The sequence below is a fragment of the Brucella cytisi genome, assembly GCF_038433355.1.
Taxonomy (GTDB): domain Bacteria; phylum Pseudomonadota; class Alphaproteobacteria; order Rhizobiales; family Rhizobiaceae; genus Brucella; species Brucella cytisi.
In genome coordinates, this window is the sequence record NZ_JBCAUP010000004.1 from 332,601 (window position 1) to 346,635 (window position 14,035).

The window sequence follows — 14,035 nt, forward strand, 5'->3', positions numbered from 1 at the left end:
CCGTTCCAGGAAATGTCTATTCGATGAGCGCGCAACACAAGCTGGTTCTTGCCTCCGGTTCTCCACGCAGGATCGAGCTTCTGGGGCAGACAGGCATCGAACCGGACCACATTCATCCGGCCGATATAGATGAAACGCCGCAGCGCGCGGAACACCCGCGCTCGCTGGCGCGACGTCTGTCGCGGGAGAAGGCGCGCAAGGCACAAGAGCAGCTGAAGGACGATGCGAATTTCGCCGGTGCCTTCATTCTTGCTGCCGATACTGTTGTGGCCGTGGGCCGGCGCATTCTCCCCAAAACGGAGATTGCCGACGAGGCAAGAGAATGTCTGCGGCTGCTTTCCGGGCGCACGCACAAGGTTTTCACAGGAGTGAGCCTTGTCTTGCCGAATGGGAACTTGCGCCAGACACTGGTTGAAACACGATTGCGTTTTGAACGGTTATCCCGCCAGCAGATGGATGCATATCTCTCGTCTGGTGAATGGCGAGGGAAAGCGGGCGGCTATGCAATCCAGGGACTAGCCGGTAGTTTCGTCGTGAAGCTGGTTGGCTCCTATACAAACGTCGTGGGATTGCCGCTGCAGGAAACTATCAGCCTGCTGAACGACGTCGACTACCCGGTTTACGCTAACTGGAACAGCGGGAAAGTCTGAGAGCAGGTATGAGCGACAAGAAGGACATATCGACCGCAGCAGGTGCACGAGTGACGCCATTGCGTCCGACGCGCCCCTGCCCGGAATGCGGAAAGCCTTCATCGCGCGAATCCTATCCGTTCTGTTCGCCACGCTGTAAAAGCATCGACCTCAATCGCTGGCTATCCGGCAGCTATGTCCTGCCGGGAAAGCCGATTGACGAAGAGGAAGAAGAAGGAAACTAAGCCTCTCTCAAAGTGGCTTCCTCCAACAAAATCAGTTATTTATCAAAGATGTGAGAAAAGCTGATAAAAATTGCGATACGGTGCTGGACAGCGCGAAATTTAATGCTATAACCCACCCACTTCCGGCGGGAACCAACGCCGCCTCGAACGAGCTAGCTGCTTGTTACGGATGCCCGGATAGCTCAGTTGGTAGAGCAGCGGATTGAAAATCCGCGTGTCGGTGGTTCGAATCCGCCTCCGGGCACCATTTTAAGCCCTTCAATAGTTGTCGCAAAAATACTTGTTCAATCAGGCCTCTGTATTCGGCGTGATCATGTTCGAAATATTGACCTGACGATTATCCTCTGCAAGGACTAATCATTCCATTTGTTCCTTCCAGGTTCTTCACCAAGCGAGGAAATCTCCATGCTCTGGACGTTGTTCGGCATCCTTTCCGGTGCCTGTATTGCTATTCAGGCGCCTATCAATGCAGCCTTGGCTCGTGGATTGGGGTCGCCGGTGACGGCTGCTGCAATTTCGTTCCTTTCGGGAGCTGTCATCCTTGCCGTTATCGCCGGAATTACCGCCCGCGCGACGGGTGCAATGCCAGCGTTCAACGTGCCTGCGGGCTGGCTGTTCGTGGCTGGCGGTGCGCTTGGCTGTATCTATGTAACCGCATCGGTGTTGCTGACGCCGCGCATCGGGGCTGCTGCCGTGATGGGGCTTGCTGTTGCTGGACAATTGATGGCCGGACTGGCTGCTGACCGCATCGGTTTCATGGGCGTTGCGGTGCGTGAAATCACCGCCGGGCGCATTGTTGGTGCGGTTCTGTTGCTTTCCGGCGCACTGATGATCCGCTTTCTCTAAAAGCAAAGCCGCACTTTTCAGCGCGGCTTTTTATTTTACGATAAGCTAAAAACTGGCTTTCAACCCTTGAACGTATATTCCGCAATCGACTGCGGTTTCATTTCAATCGAGAAGCCCGGCAGCGATGGCGGCATATAGGCCGCATCCTTGATGATGCATGGCTCGATGAAATGTTCGTGCAGGTGATCGACATATTCGATCACACGACCGTCCATGGCGCCGGAAACGGCCACATAGTCGATCATGGAAAGGTGCTGGACATATTCACACAGGCCAACGCCGCCCGCATGTGGCCAAACCGGCTTGTTGTATTTTGCAGCAATCAGCAGCACGGCCAGAACTTCATTCAGGCCACCCATACGGCATGAATCGATCTGAACGATGTCGATAGCGCCTTCTGCGATGAACTGCTTGAACATGATGCGGTTCTGGCACATTTCACCAGTCGCAACCTTCACATCGCCAATGGCTTCGCGGATCTTGCGATGGCCTGCAACATCATCCGGGCTGGTCGGCTCTTCGATGAAGAAGGGCTTGGAGAAGGCAAGCTTGTTGACCCACTCAATTGCCTGATCGACTTCCCAGACCTGATTGGCGTCGATCATCAGATAACGATCCGGGCCGATTACTTCACGTGCGATGGTGAGACGACGAATATCGTCTTCCAGATCGCGACCAACCTTCATCTTTACATGATTGAAGCCTTCATCAATCGCTTCCTGGCAAAGACGACGCAGCTTGTCATCGTCATAGCCGAGCCAGCCAGCAGACGTCGTGTAGCAAGGATAACCCTCGGCTTCGAGCTTCGCGATACGCTCGGCCTTGCTGGCTTCCGCTTTACGCAGAATTTCGACAGCTTCGTCGCGGGTCAGCGCATCGGTGAGGTAGCGATAATCGACGATATCGGCGATTTCTTCCGGCGACATGTCGGCCACAAGCCGCCATACCGGCTTACCAGCCTGCTTTGCAGCCAAATCCCAGAAGGCGTTGACGACAGCGCCGGTGGCAAGATGCATCGCGCCCTTGTCCGGGCCGATCCAGCGCAGCTGGCTGTCACCGGTCAGGTAGCGCCAGAACTTGCCGGGGGCCGCGAGGAAATCATCCATCGAGGCACCCACGACCAGATGACGCATGGCGAGAATCGCCTGACAGCAAATGTCGTTGCCGCGTCCAATGGTGAAGGTGAGGCCATGGCCCTTCAGCGCCTCGTCATCCGTATCGAGGATAACATAGGCTGCCGAATAGTCCGGGTCCGGGTTCATCGCGTCAGAGCCGTCCAGACTTTGCGAAGTCGGGAAGCGGAGATCGAAGACGCGCAGATCAGTGATTTTCGTCATGATTTATCCGTGATCAGAGCATGCTCAAAAAAGTTAAACGTCAGCGCGCACGTTCTGCTTCTGCGTGCCGAGACCTTCGATGCCGAGTTCGACAACGTCGCCAGCCTTGAGATAGCGCGGTGGCTTCATGCCCATGCCAACGCCAGGAGGCGTGCCGGTGGAGATGATATCGCCCGGCTGCAAAGACATGAACTGCGAGAGATAGGAAACGAGGTGGCGTACGCCATAGACCATGGTCTTGGTCGAGCCGTCCTGCATGGTTTCGCCATTGACCTTGAGCCACATGCCAAGGTTCTGCGGGTCGGCAACTTCGTCCTTCGTCACCAGCCATGGGCCGGTCGGGCCGAACGTGTCGCAGGATTTGCCCTTGGTCCACTGACCGGCGCGCTCGATCTGGAAAGCACGTTCCGAGACGTCGTGCAGCGTGCAGTAGCCCGCGACGTAATCAAGCGCATCATCTTCCGAAACATATTTCGCGGTCTTGCCGATAACGATGCCGAGTTCGACTTCCCAGTCGGTCTTTTCCGAACCGCGCGGGATGAGCAGATCGTCATTAGGGCCAACGATGGCCGAAGTTGCCTTCATGAAAATAACGGGCTCCGGCGGCACTGCCATGCCGGATTCTGCAGCATGATCGGCATAGTTGAGGCCAATGCAGATGAACTTGCCGGTGCCTGCAACGCATGGACCGAGGCGTGGGTTGCCTTCGACCTTCGGCAACGAATTGATATCGATCGCACCGAGCTTGGCCAGTGCATCCGGGGACAGAGCCGCGCCGGAAAGATCGCCTACATGGGCGGAAAGATCACGGATATCGCCGTCCGCATCGAGAAGGCCCGGCTTTTCCTGACCGGTTTCGCCATAGCGAAGAAATTTCATGAGTTTACTCCTTGTGGGGATGCTGAATTGGTAACGATGGGGGAGCCTAGGAAGGTTGAGATTCTGGTTATGGCGTGCCGAAAATGGTGTTTTTCGAGAACCGGAGCGGAATGTACTTATAGGTACATGGGCCTAGGCAAGCGCAGAAAAGTGCCATTTGCAGGCCGCCAGAGCCTGAATATCGACTACCCTAGATCGTCCAGCCTCCATCAATGTTATAAGCCTGACCGGTTGTGTACGTGGCACCTGCGAGATAGACCGCGAGATCGGCGATTTCTTCCGGCTGACCGATACGGCCAATAGGCTGACGCGCGATGAATGCAGCGCGCTGTTCTTCATAATCGCCCTGCGAACGCAGACGGTCCTGCAGCGACGGGCTTTCAACCGTACCGGGGCAGATGGCGTTGCAGCGGATGCCCTTGGCGACGTAGTCGGCAGCGACAGCCTTGGTGAGGCCGATGACAGCCGCCTTGGTGACGCCATAAGCAAAGCGGTTCGGCACGCCCTTCACGCTCGAAGCGACCGACGCCATGTTGACGATAGAACCGTCCTTGCGCTCCAGCATTCCCGGCAGCACTGCACGAATGGTGCGGATCATGGCCTTGACGTTGAGATTGACGGCAAAGTCGAGGTCTTCGTCCTTCATCTCAAGGATTGAGCCGCCATGGACGACGCCCGCGCAGTTGAACAGGATATCGACCTGGCCGATCTCGGCGACCGCGGCCTTCACTTCCGCCTCGTCAAGCACATTGAGCTTGCGGGTGATAATGCCCGAAACGCCTTCGATTTCCTTGAGTGCCGCCTCGTTGATATCGGTCGCGTAGACCTTGGCGCCAGCTTCCGCAAAAGCCAGCGCACTTGCACGGCCAATGCCCTGAGCGGCGGCCGTCACCAGTGCGGTTTTTCCATCAAATCGTATCGTCATTTTCAAGCCCTCCGTTCGACAAGCAGGATGTGGTCGCAAGCCAGCACCACTTCATCCCGCTGATTAAGCACTTCGCACCGCTCGGTAACGCGGCCCATATTGGCCCTCTTTGGGTCATCTTCCTTGGCGCTGATTGTCACGCGCGTGCGGATCGTATCTCCGATATGAACCGGACGAATAAAGCGCAGACGATCATAACCATAGGAAAATGCAACCGGATTGATCAGCGTTGCGGTCAATCCGACACCAATTGCAAAGATCATCGTGCCATGAGCAATGCGCTGGCCACCCGGCAGGGTCTTAGCAAACTCCGCATCCATATGATGCGGAAAGAAATCGCCCGTATGCCCGGCATGAACCACGAAATCCGTTTCAGTGATCGTGCGGCCCGTCGTGAGGCGCACATGGTTCATTTCATAATCTTCGTAGTAGATTTTCTGTTCGGCCATAATCACACCTCCGGTTTTGCGGCAAGCGGCGTAGCGGGCGCAGCGCTTGACTGATAGGCGGCTTCGACCAGCGCCATGGTGTGCCAGGCATCCTCAACCGAGCCGATAAGCTCTGCATCTTCGCCAGTCGCGAAGCGCTGCAACTGTGCCATGCGGTTCAAGAATGCATCCGGGAACCATGCGCCTTCAAGTGCGACCTGCACCCAGTCGTCCCCGCCTTTTGGCTTGATCCAGAGCTCGTCCGGCTCGCCACGCGGATAGTCGAGATTGACGCCCAGTTTCACATAGGCAGCGCCATCAGTGCCTGAAATGCGGAACTCGCAGGCCTGAAATTTGCGGCCAAAATCATGGTCGTGATTTATCGACAGCGCACAACGCACGCGGTTGCCATAATCGAGGATTGCAGCCGTGCGGGTCTGTGCGACTTCATGGTTCGGATGACCGATGGTCTTGGCGTGAACGCCTTGCGGATTGCCAAGCAGCCCGCGCACGAAATCGAGATAATGGATCGAGTGCATGGCGATCTCGATGCGCGGCAGACCTTTCAGGAACGGCCACAGACCCCATGGCGTGGCAAGCGCCAGCCATGCGTCGAAATCCACGACTTCGCCCAGCAGGCCCTTATCGACGGCGTCGTAAAGCGCGAGCATCATCGGCGCAAAGCGCAGCTGGAAATTCACCGCAGCCTTGAGATCGCGCAAATGGCAGACCTTCAGGATTTCCGTGGCGCTAGCCAAGTCGCTGCCCATCGGCTTTTGGATGAGACAAGCGGAGCTTGCCGGCAATTGCGCGAGGATCGAAGCATGGGCCGACGGCGGCGTAGCGAGATCAAAGATCGCGCCTTCAACCGCAAGCACCTCTTCAAGGCTTGCAAAAGCCTTCACATTCCATTTGTCGGCGAGTTCTTTGGCCTTCTCAAAATTAGGATCGAAAATACCCGCAACCGGGAAGCCGCCCTTCTTGTAGGCTGGCAAATGCGCGTCGCCGACGATGCTGCCCGCGCCGAAAATCACAATCGGTTTTGGCTCAGACGGCTTCGCCCACCACTGGCGCAGGTTTTTTGGATCAAAAGGTTCAGTCATGATGGAAAACCTCCTCCATCATTGCCCACCACTCACCCTCTTTACGGGTTTCAAGCGGCTTCTGGCATGGCATACAGACCGACCACCATTCCTGATTTTTAGGATTATCGGCCATCTTCTTCATGTCGGCTTCAAAGTCAGTGCCGACATAGTCCCATGTGCCAAACAGCAGGTTCTCAGGCTCTTTGAGAAAGATCGTGTAATTGGTGATGTTGCACTCGGAAATGAGTGCCAGAATTTCCGGCCACACGCTCGCATGCAGCTTTTTATATTCTGCAATCTTCTCAGGGTGAAGCCCGATCACCATCCCCATTCTTTGCGACATCACGATCTCACGATCTCGCGGGTGAATTCGGAAACGGAGCGCGCGCGCACGGCATCCCAATCCCACGAAATACCAATGCCCGGTTCGGATGGTGCGATGGCGTGGCCATCACGGATTTCCATGCCCTTGGTGGTCAGATCATCAAGCTGCGGAATATATTCGACATAGCGCCCGTTCTGAACGGCACAGGTAAGGCTGACATGCAGTTCCATCAGGAAGTGCGGGCAGACGGGAATGTCGAAGGCTTCTGCGGCGTGTGCCACTTTCAGCCATGGCGTGATGCCGCCGATACGCGCCACATCCACCTGAACGATGGAGCAAGCGCCCTTCTGCATATATTCGCGGAAATGGCGGATCGAATAGATTGATTCACCCACCGCAATCGGTGTCGGGGTGGAACGGGTCAGGCGGATGTGCCCGTCAAGATCATCCGCGGGAAGCGGTTCTTCGATCCACGCCAGATCAAGCTCTTTCAGGCGCTCGGCGCGGCGAATGGCTTCGTCCACCGTAAAGCCCTGATTGCAATCGGTCATGATCTCAAAGCCGTCCCCCACGGCTGCACGAACAGCGGAAAGACGCGCATAGTCTTCCGAACCATGTGGCTTGCCGATCTTCATCTTAGAGCCGGAGAAACCCTTGGCTTTGGCTTGCAGCGCATCCTCGACCAGCGCTTCTTTTTCGATATGCAGCCAGCCGCCTTCGGTCGTGTAAAGCGGGCAACGATCCTTTGCACCACCCGCAAGTTTCCATAGCGGCAGGCTCTGTTTCTTGGCACGCAAATCCCAAAGTGCGGTATCAATGGCCGCGAGAGCCAAGGCTGTAATCGCGCCGATGGTTGTGGCGTGGGTTGCAAATTCGAGCTTGCGCCAGATCGCTTCGATGCAATCCGCATCCTCATTGATAATCAGCGGCACCAGATGATCGCTCAACAGGCGCATGACGGACGAGCCGCCAGTGCCGATGGTGTAGCTGTAGCCCGTACCCACCGCACCATCACTATCGGTGATGGTGACGATTGGTGTTTCCTGACTGACAAAGCTCTGGATCGCATCGGTACGTTTGACCTTCGGCGGAAGGTCGACCATGCGCAATTCGACTTTTTCAATCCGTGCCATAACTATACCGCCAGACTCTTGCCGCTTGCCGCATCAAACAGATGCGCCTGCGACAGATCAAAATGCATGGAGATCGCTTCACCGGAATCGAGGTGACGTGGGTTCAGCATACGCGCCACCCATTCCTTGCCGGCAAATTCGACAAAGACCAGCGTTTCATTGCCAAGCGGCTCGGTGATCGAAACGCGCAATTCGCCCTCATGAACGGCGTCTCCCGATGAAAGCCCATGGCCTTTCGGAAACAGATCATCCGGCCGCAGGCCGAACGTGACCTTGGAGCCATCCGTGACCTTGGCCTTGAACTGTGCCGGCACTGGCAGGCGGTCGCCACTGGCAAAGACCAGTTCCGAACCCTGCACAGTTGCCTCGGCCATATTCATGGGCGGCGAGCCGATAAAGCCCGCTACAAACTGCGTTGCCGGACGCTTGAACACTTCATCCGGTGTGCCAACCTGCTCGATATGGCCATCGCGCATGATGACGATACGGTCAGCCAGCGTCATGGCTTCGACCTGATCGTGCGTCACGTAAACGACGGTGGACTGCACTTTGGCATGAAGCATCTTGATCTCCGTGCGCATCTGCGTGCGCAGCTTGGCATCGAGGTTCGATAGCGGTTCGTCGAACAGAAACACTTCCGGGTTGCGCACGATGGCGCGACCCATGGCAACGCGTTGACGCTGACCGCCTGAAAGCTGTGCCGGACGGCGTTCCATCAGCGCTTCGAGGCCAAGAATGGCGGAGGCTTCATTGACGCGGCGGTCGATTTCCGCCTGCGGCTGCTTGGCGATTTTGAGCGAGAAGCCCATGTTCTCGCGCACCGACATATGCGGATAAAGCGCATAGGACTGGAACACCATGGAGATGTTGCGATCACGCGGCGGCAGATCGTTGACCACCTTGCCGCCAATTTCGAGCGCGCCGTCGGAGATGCTCTCAAGACCTGCGATCATGCGCAGCGTCGTAGACTTGCCGCAGCCGGACGGACCGACCAGCGCCACGAACTCCTTGTCGGCGATTTCGAGATTGATGCCATGCACCACGCCGACATTGCCGTAGCGCTTGACGAGATTTTTAATGGAAAGCTGAGCCATTTTATATCAACCTTTAACCGCGCCGAACGTCAGACCAGCAACAAGATGCTTCTGGACGATGAATGTGAGGGTCAGCGCCGGAATAATCATCACGACCGCCAGCGCGCACATACCGCGCCAGTCGATGGTGAATTCAGCGGTGTAATCGAGAAGACCAACAGGAAGGGTCTTGGAATTGACGGAACGGGTGAGCTGGGACGCCAGCGCATATTCGTTCCACGAAGTGAGGAAGGCAAAAATGCCTGCGGTCGCAATGCCGGGACCAGCTAGCGGAAATTCCACCTGCCAGAAGGCCTGCCAGCGCGTGCAGCCATCAATCTGGGCTGCCTCCGCCAGATCCTTCGGCACCTGACGGAAGAAGCCGTCGATCAACCAGATCGTAAACGGCACATTGAGCGCCACATAGGTGACGATCAGGCCAAAATGCGTATCGATGATGCCGATGCGCGAATAGAGCATGAACAGCGGCAGCGACAGGGCAATGCCCGGCACCGAGCGCGTCAGCATGAGGCCGAGGAAGGTTGTCGACTTGCCCCAGAAGCGGAAGCGCGCGAAGGCATAGCCACCCGAAACGCCTACAATCAGCGCGATGATGGTGGATGTGACCGAGATAATCAGCGAGTTGCGGAAATAATCCCAGACCGGAATACCGCCGCCGCCTGCGCCTGAGAACATCGCATAATAGGCATCAAGCGTGATTTCCTGCGGTATCCAGACCGGCGGCTTTGCCATGATTTCAACCGGCGGACGCAGCGAGGACAGCACGATCCACAGACCGGGCAGGCAGATGATCGTCATCGCGAGAAACAGGCCGATAAGGTACGCGACTTTCTTGACGCGACGCAGCAGGCGATGCTGGTTATTGGAGAGCGTTGTTGATGCCATGATTACCACTCCGCTCCAATTTGCGCGCGTGCGGCTGCAAGCTTGCGGAAGAACATTACGGTGAAGAGGATCGAGAGCAGGATCGCGACATAGGCCATGGCATTGGCCAGTCCCATCTGCGCATCCGAATAGGCGGTGCGCCCGACCAGTGTCCAGATCAGCTCGGTTCGGCGTGCCGGGCCACCGTCGGTCATGATCTTCACAATGTCATAAGCGCGCGCCACATCGAGCGAACGAATGGTCATTGCGATGAAGGCAAATGGCATCAGATAAGGCCAGATGACATAGCGGAATGTCTGCCATGGCGTGCAGCCATCAACGCGCGCGGCTTCAACCGGGTCCTGCGGCATGGACAGAAGACCGCCCAGAATGAGGATCGCGAACACAGAGGTCGACATCCAGACTTCTGCCAGTAAAATCGCAAACAGCGCCAGATTGCCGTCGATCAGCCATGGAATAGCCTGGCTGGTGATGCCCAGAGATTGCAGCGCATTGTTCACGAGACCGATATTGTCGTTGAACATGAACTTGAATTGGAAGCCGACGAGAACCGGCGAAAACATCATCGGGAACATCATCAGCGTGCGCAAAACGCGCTGGCCATGGGTCGCCTTGTTGATGAGCAGCGCCAAGCCAAGGCCGAGCAGCATTTCCAGATTGAGCGCGATGGTGAGGAAAATCACCGTGCGGATGAATGCAGCCCAGAACACCCAATCGCTCATGATGCGCTGATAATTGCGTAAGCCGATGAAGTTGAACAGGCTGTCAGGGCGCGTCAGCCGAAACGGCGTAAAGCTTGAATAAAGCGAAAGCGCGAGGGGAAACAGAACCACCGCCGCAAGGATGATAATGGCCGGAAGCAAAAGCAGAACCGGCGGGGATATTCGTTTAAACATTGTTCTTCCGAAGCGGTGGATCAGCCAGAAAACCTGTCAAAACGGCCCGCCAATTGGTTTCCCAAAGGCGGGCCATGAAGTCACAAAGCGAGACTAGAGCTCGCCAGCATCCTCAAGTATCTGCGTTGCCTTCTTGGCTGCATCGTCAAGCGCCTGTTGCGAGGTCTTGTCGCCAAGAATAGCTGCCTGAAGTTCAGGATAAACAGCGTTGGAAATCTCGATCCAGGATGGGGTCTGTGGAACCGGGAAAGCGGTCTTCGCCGTTTCCTGGAACACGGAGAGCACTTCCTTCTTGTATGGATCGGAAGCAGCCTGTTCGATCACATAGTCCCAGACGGCAGTGCGAGTTGGCAGCGTGCCAGCAGCCGATTCCTGCTTCTGCGAATCTTCGTTGGTCAGGAACCAGACGAGCGAAGCAGCCGCTTCCTTGGTGGCACAGGATTCGGTGACCGAGAAGCCGTGATGACCCGACCAGCCAGTGCGTTTGCCGGAAGAACCCGTCGGAGGCGGAACGATACCGACATTGCCTGCGACCTTCGACGACTTTGGATCGTTGAAATAGGTCGCCCAGCCCGGCCAATCCAGGTTGATTGCGATGGTGCCCGAAGCAAAGCCTGCGCCGAGTTCATCCCAGAGATAGTTGGTGGTGCCTGCAGGAACGGCCTTGGCCTTGTAGAGATTGACGAACCAATCGAGCGCACGGACACCGGCTTCAGAATTGAAAGCAGGCTTGCCGTCCTTGAGATATTCGCCACCTTCTGCAACCAGCATTTCATAGAAGCGGCCATTGATCGCTTCTTCCTTGCCCGCAAACTGCGTGCCGTAGAAATTCGGTGGATCGGCAAAGAACACAGCCTGATCGGAAACTTCTTTCCAGGTCTTTGGCGGTGCCAGATCGTAGCCGTATTTTTCCTTGAACGCGGTCTTCTTGGCGTCGTCTTCGTAAAGGCCCTTCTGATAGTAGAGCGCCGAGACGTCGAACTGGGCGCGCGGCAGCATGACCAGCTTGTCGTCGAGCGTCGAAGCCTTGATCACCGATGGCACGAAACCTTCGATTTCTTCCTTTGGAAGCAAACCATTCAGGTCGGCATAGAGATCGGGATATTGCGGCGCAAAGGACGAATGGTTGGAGCCGACGCACCAGTTGATCGAACCAGAAGCGATGTCCGACTTGATTTCTTTGTCCAGTTCGAAGTGGTTCTTCTTGGACAGGATGTTGACCTTGGCACCGGTCGCTTTTTCCCATTCGGCAATGCGCGAATACAGCGCTTCATACTGCTGACCGCCGATCAGCTTGGCGTTTACCGTCACGCCTTCAAATTTACCCGGCAAATCGGCCGCACCAGCGGAACCTACTGCCAATGCCAATAGAGCCGTTCCCGCCAGGCAGGACGTTTTGAAACTCATCATGCTTCTCCTCCTCACGACGGACTTTTCCCCGGTCCGCCCCCAATTGTGCATCTGGTATTTATATGCAAACATATTATTCAAAACCGGTCAAGGCGAGTTTCCGCACATTTGCGACTTTCGCATTCCTGGTTGTTCGTATATGAAGAGGAATATTCACGAGAGGAGCTAACTTGGAAACAGACGATCGCTACCGCGCCCCCGCACTGGACAAGGGACTGGATATTCTGGAACTGCTTGCGAGCGTGGATGGTGGGCTGACACAGGCAGAAATTGCCAAACACCTCGACCGCAGCCCCAACGAGTTTTACCGGATGCTGGATCGCCTGGTGAAGCGCGGTTACGTGACCAAGCTCGAGGGCGACCGCTACTCGCTGACGCTCAAGCTGTTCGGTCTTGCACACCTTCATGCACCGGTGCGCAGACTTGCATCCTTTGCCACGCCTTTCATGCGTGAACTTGCCGACCGCTCAAAGCAGGCCAACCAGCTTGCCGTGTTTGACCGAGGATCTGTTGTCGTCATTGCACAGCAGGAGGCTCCGGATTACTGGGGCATCTCAATCCGCGTCGGTTCGCATATCAGCCTGTTCGATACCGGTTCCGGCCATGTGCTTCTCGCCTTCCGGTCACCGGAAGAACGCAAGATGATGATTGCCGAATATGCGAAAGACGGTGAAAGCGTGAAGCTCGATGAGAGTTTCTACGAGCGCCTCGACCAGATTCGCGAACGTGGCTATGAAATGATGCCCAGCGCTCAGGTGGCAGGCGTCTACAATCTCTCGGCCCCGATTCTCGGCCCGGATGGTACTTGCATTGCATCACTGACCTGTCCCTATGTGACACTCGTCAATTCGGCTTCAGCACCCGACATTACGCAGACCATCAGCCTGTTGCAAAAGACCGTCAAAGACCTGTCGAAACTGGTCGGCTCCGACATAGGGACAGCCGACTAAGCAATGCCGATAATTCTTATTTGAAAACTCTCTTCTTTTTTGAAAGTATGTCAATGGAGGAGAGTTTTCATGATTATCGATACCCATCTGCATCTGATAGACAAAAGCGCGCTGACTTACCCGTGGCTGGGGGATGTCCCGGCGCTCAACCACGATTTTCTGTTAGAGACCTATCGGAAGCAGGCCGAACGCTGCGGCATCAAGGCAGCGCTGCATATGGAAGTGGATGTTGCGGCTGATAGCATTCAAGCCGAGACGCACCATGTTCAGGATATTTCAATCGCGAATGGTGGCTTTATAAAAGGTGCAATTGCCTCCTGCCGCCCAGAAGAACCGGGCTTTCCCGAGTATCTCGAATTGCAGCTTGGCAATCCTTTCGTCAAAGGCTTTCGTCGTGTGCTGCATGTCGTACCTGATGACGTTTCCGAGGGTGTTCTTTTCCGCGAGAATATCAAGCGGTTGGAAGGCACTGGCCTGACCTTCGATCTCTGCACACTCCCACATCAGATCGACAAGGTGACAGCACTGGCCGATCTTGCCCCGGACGTGCAATTCGTGCTCGATCACTGCGGCGTTCCGGACATCAAGTCAGGTGCGCTGGACGGCTGGAAAAAGGGCATTAGCGAGATTGCGCAGCGCGACAATGTGACGGCAAAGATTTCCGGTGTGGTTGCCTATGCCGATGCTGAAAGCTGGACCGTCGACACGGTACGCCCCTATGTAGAACATGTCATTCAGGCCTTCGGCTGGGAGCGGATTGTGTGGGGCAGCGACTGGCCTGTCTGCACTTTAGCAGTTCCGGGGGCGAGCAGTGTCGATGCGGGGCTTTTGACATGGGTGGCGACGACCCATGCGCTTCTTGAAGGATGCAGCGAAGACGAAAAGGCGCTGCTTCTCTCCGAGAATGCAACGCGCCTCTGGAAACTATAAAACTAATCGGGCTGGCGGCAAGCCGCCAGCCTTTCCAT

General features: G+C 56.1%; 16 protein-coding genes and 1 tRNA gene. 6 read left to right on the forward strand and 11 right to left on the reverse strand.

Annotation, left to right across the window (positions count from 1 at the left end; all coding sequences use genetic code 11):
• Positions 1–23 precede the first annotated feature (23 nt).
• The 4 genes from AAE521_RS06170 to AAE521_RS06185 all read left to right on the forward strand — a co-directional run bounded on the left by AAE521_RS06170 (position 24) and on the right by AAE521_RS06185 (position 1,720).
• Positions 24–650: a Maf-like protein gene (locus tag AAE521_RS06170; protein ID WP_010658093.1), complete on the forward strand. Its 627-nt coding sequence runs from the start codon at positions 24–26 to the stop codon at positions 648–650.
• Positions 651–658: 8 nt separating this feature from the next.
• Complete coding sequence (gene yacG, locus AAE521_RS06175; protein WP_010658092.1) at positions 659–874, forward strand: DNA gyrase inhibitor YacG; 216 nt, start codon at positions 659–661, stop codon at positions 872–874.
• A 171-nt stretch (positions 875–1,045) separates the two neighbouring features.
• A tRNA-Phe gene (locus AAE521_RS06180) sits at positions 1,046–1,121 on the forward strand.
• 158 nt (positions 1,122–1,279) lie between these two features.
• Positions 1,280–1,720, forward strand: a complete 441-nt coding sequence (locus AAE521_RS06185) for a DMT family transporter (RefSeq protein WP_010658091.1) — start codon at positions 1,280–1,282, stop codon at positions 1,718–1,720.
• Positions 1,721–1,779: 59 nt separating this feature from the next.
• Here AAE521_RS06185 and AAE521_RS06190 read toward each other — a convergent pair whose 3' ends face one another.
• From AAE521_RS06190 to AAE521_RS06240, 11 genes are all read right to left on the reverse strand, one after another.
• Positions 1,780–3,057 (reverse strand): L-fuconate dehydratase, encoded by a 1,278-nt coding sequence (locus AAE521_RS06190; protein WP_342060740.1) that lies wholly within the window; start codon positions 3,055–3,057, stop codon positions 1,780–1,782.
• A gap of 33 nt (positions 3,058–3,090) precedes the next feature.
• Positions 3,091–3,936, reverse strand: a complete 846-nt coding sequence (locus AAE521_RS06195) for a fumarylacetoacetate hydrolase family protein (RefSeq protein WP_342060741.1) — start codon at positions 3,934–3,936, stop codon at positions 3,091–3,093.
• A 190-nt stretch (positions 3,937–4,126) separates the two neighbouring features.
• Positions 4,127–4,861 (reverse strand): SDR family oxidoreductase, encoded by a 735-nt coding sequence (locus AAE521_RS06200; protein ID WP_071631901.1) that lies wholly within the window; start codon positions 4,859–4,861, stop codon positions 4,127–4,129.
• Between the two features lie 2 nt (positions 4,862–4,863).
• Positions 4,864–5,310: a MaoC/PaaZ C-terminal domain-containing protein gene (locus tag AAE521_RS06205; RefSeq protein WP_342060742.1), complete on the reverse strand. Its 447-nt coding sequence runs from the start codon at positions 5,308–5,310 to the stop codon at positions 4,864–4,866.
• 2 nt (positions 5,311–5,312) lie between these two features.
• On the reverse strand, positions 5,313–6,392 hold the full coding sequence (locus AAE521_RS06210) for a Gfo/Idh/MocA family protein (RefSeq protein ID WP_342060743.1): 1,080 nt from the start codon (positions 6,390–6,392) through the stop codon (positions 5,313–5,315).
• On the reverse strand, positions 6,385–6,717 hold the full coding sequence (locus AAE521_RS06215) for an L-rhamnose mutarotase (protein ID WP_342060744.1): 333 nt from the start codon (positions 6,715–6,717) through the stop codon (positions 6,385–6,387). The genes AAE521_RS06210 and AAE521_RS06215 overlap by 8 nt, the downstream gene beginning before the upstream one ends.
• Complete coding sequence (locus tag AAE521_RS06220) at positions 6,717–7,832, reverse strand: mandelate racemase/muconate lactonizing enzyme family protein (RefSeq protein ID WP_342060745.1); 1,116 nt, start codon at positions 7,830–7,832, stop codon at positions 6,717–6,719. Before AAE521_RS06220 ends, AAE521_RS06215 begins: the two co-directional genes overlap by 1 nt.
• Positions 7,833–7,834: 2 nt before the next feature.
• On the reverse strand, positions 7,835–8,926 hold the full coding sequence (locus tag AAE521_RS06225) for an ABC transporter ATP-binding protein (protein ID WP_342060746.1): 1,092 nt from the start codon (positions 8,924–8,926) through the stop codon (positions 7,835–7,837).
• A 6-nt stretch (positions 8,927–8,932) separates the two neighbouring features.
• Positions 8,933–9,811: a carbohydrate ABC transporter permease gene (locus tag AAE521_RS06230; protein WP_071631895.1), complete on the reverse strand. Its 879-nt coding sequence runs from the start codon at positions 9,809–9,811 to the stop codon at positions 8,933–8,935.
• Positions 9,812–9,813: 2 nt separating this feature from the next.
• Positions 9,814–10,707, reverse strand: a complete 894-nt coding sequence (locus AAE521_RS06235) for a carbohydrate ABC transporter permease (RefSeq protein WP_010658081.1) — start codon at positions 10,705–10,707, stop codon at positions 9,814–9,816.
• A 93-nt stretch (positions 10,708–10,800) separates the two neighbouring features.
• A complete protein-coding gene (locus AAE521_RS06240; RefSeq protein ID WP_342060747.1) occupies positions 10,801–12,117 on the reverse strand; it encodes an ABC transporter substrate-binding protein in 1,317 nt (438 codons plus the stop codon).
• Between the two features lie 170 nt (positions 12,118–12,287).
• On the opposite strand from AAE521_RS06240, the gene AAE521_RS06245 reads away from it, so the two are divergent.
• Together AAE521_RS06245 and AAE521_RS06250 are read left to right on the forward strand one after the other, a co-directional pair.
• The gene (locus AAE521_RS06245) at positions 12,288–13,067 is read left to right on the forward strand and encodes an IclR family transcriptional regulator (protein WP_011982489.1); all 780 of its coding nucleotides are present in this window, start codon (positions 12,288–12,290) and stop codon (positions 13,065–13,067) included.
• Between the two features lie 69 nt (positions 13,068–13,136).
• A complete protein-coding gene (locus AAE521_RS06250; RefSeq protein ID WP_342060748.1) occupies positions 13,137–13,997 on the forward strand; it encodes an amidohydrolase family protein in 861 nt (286 codons plus the stop codon).
• Positions 13,998–14,035 lie beyond the last annotated feature (38 nt).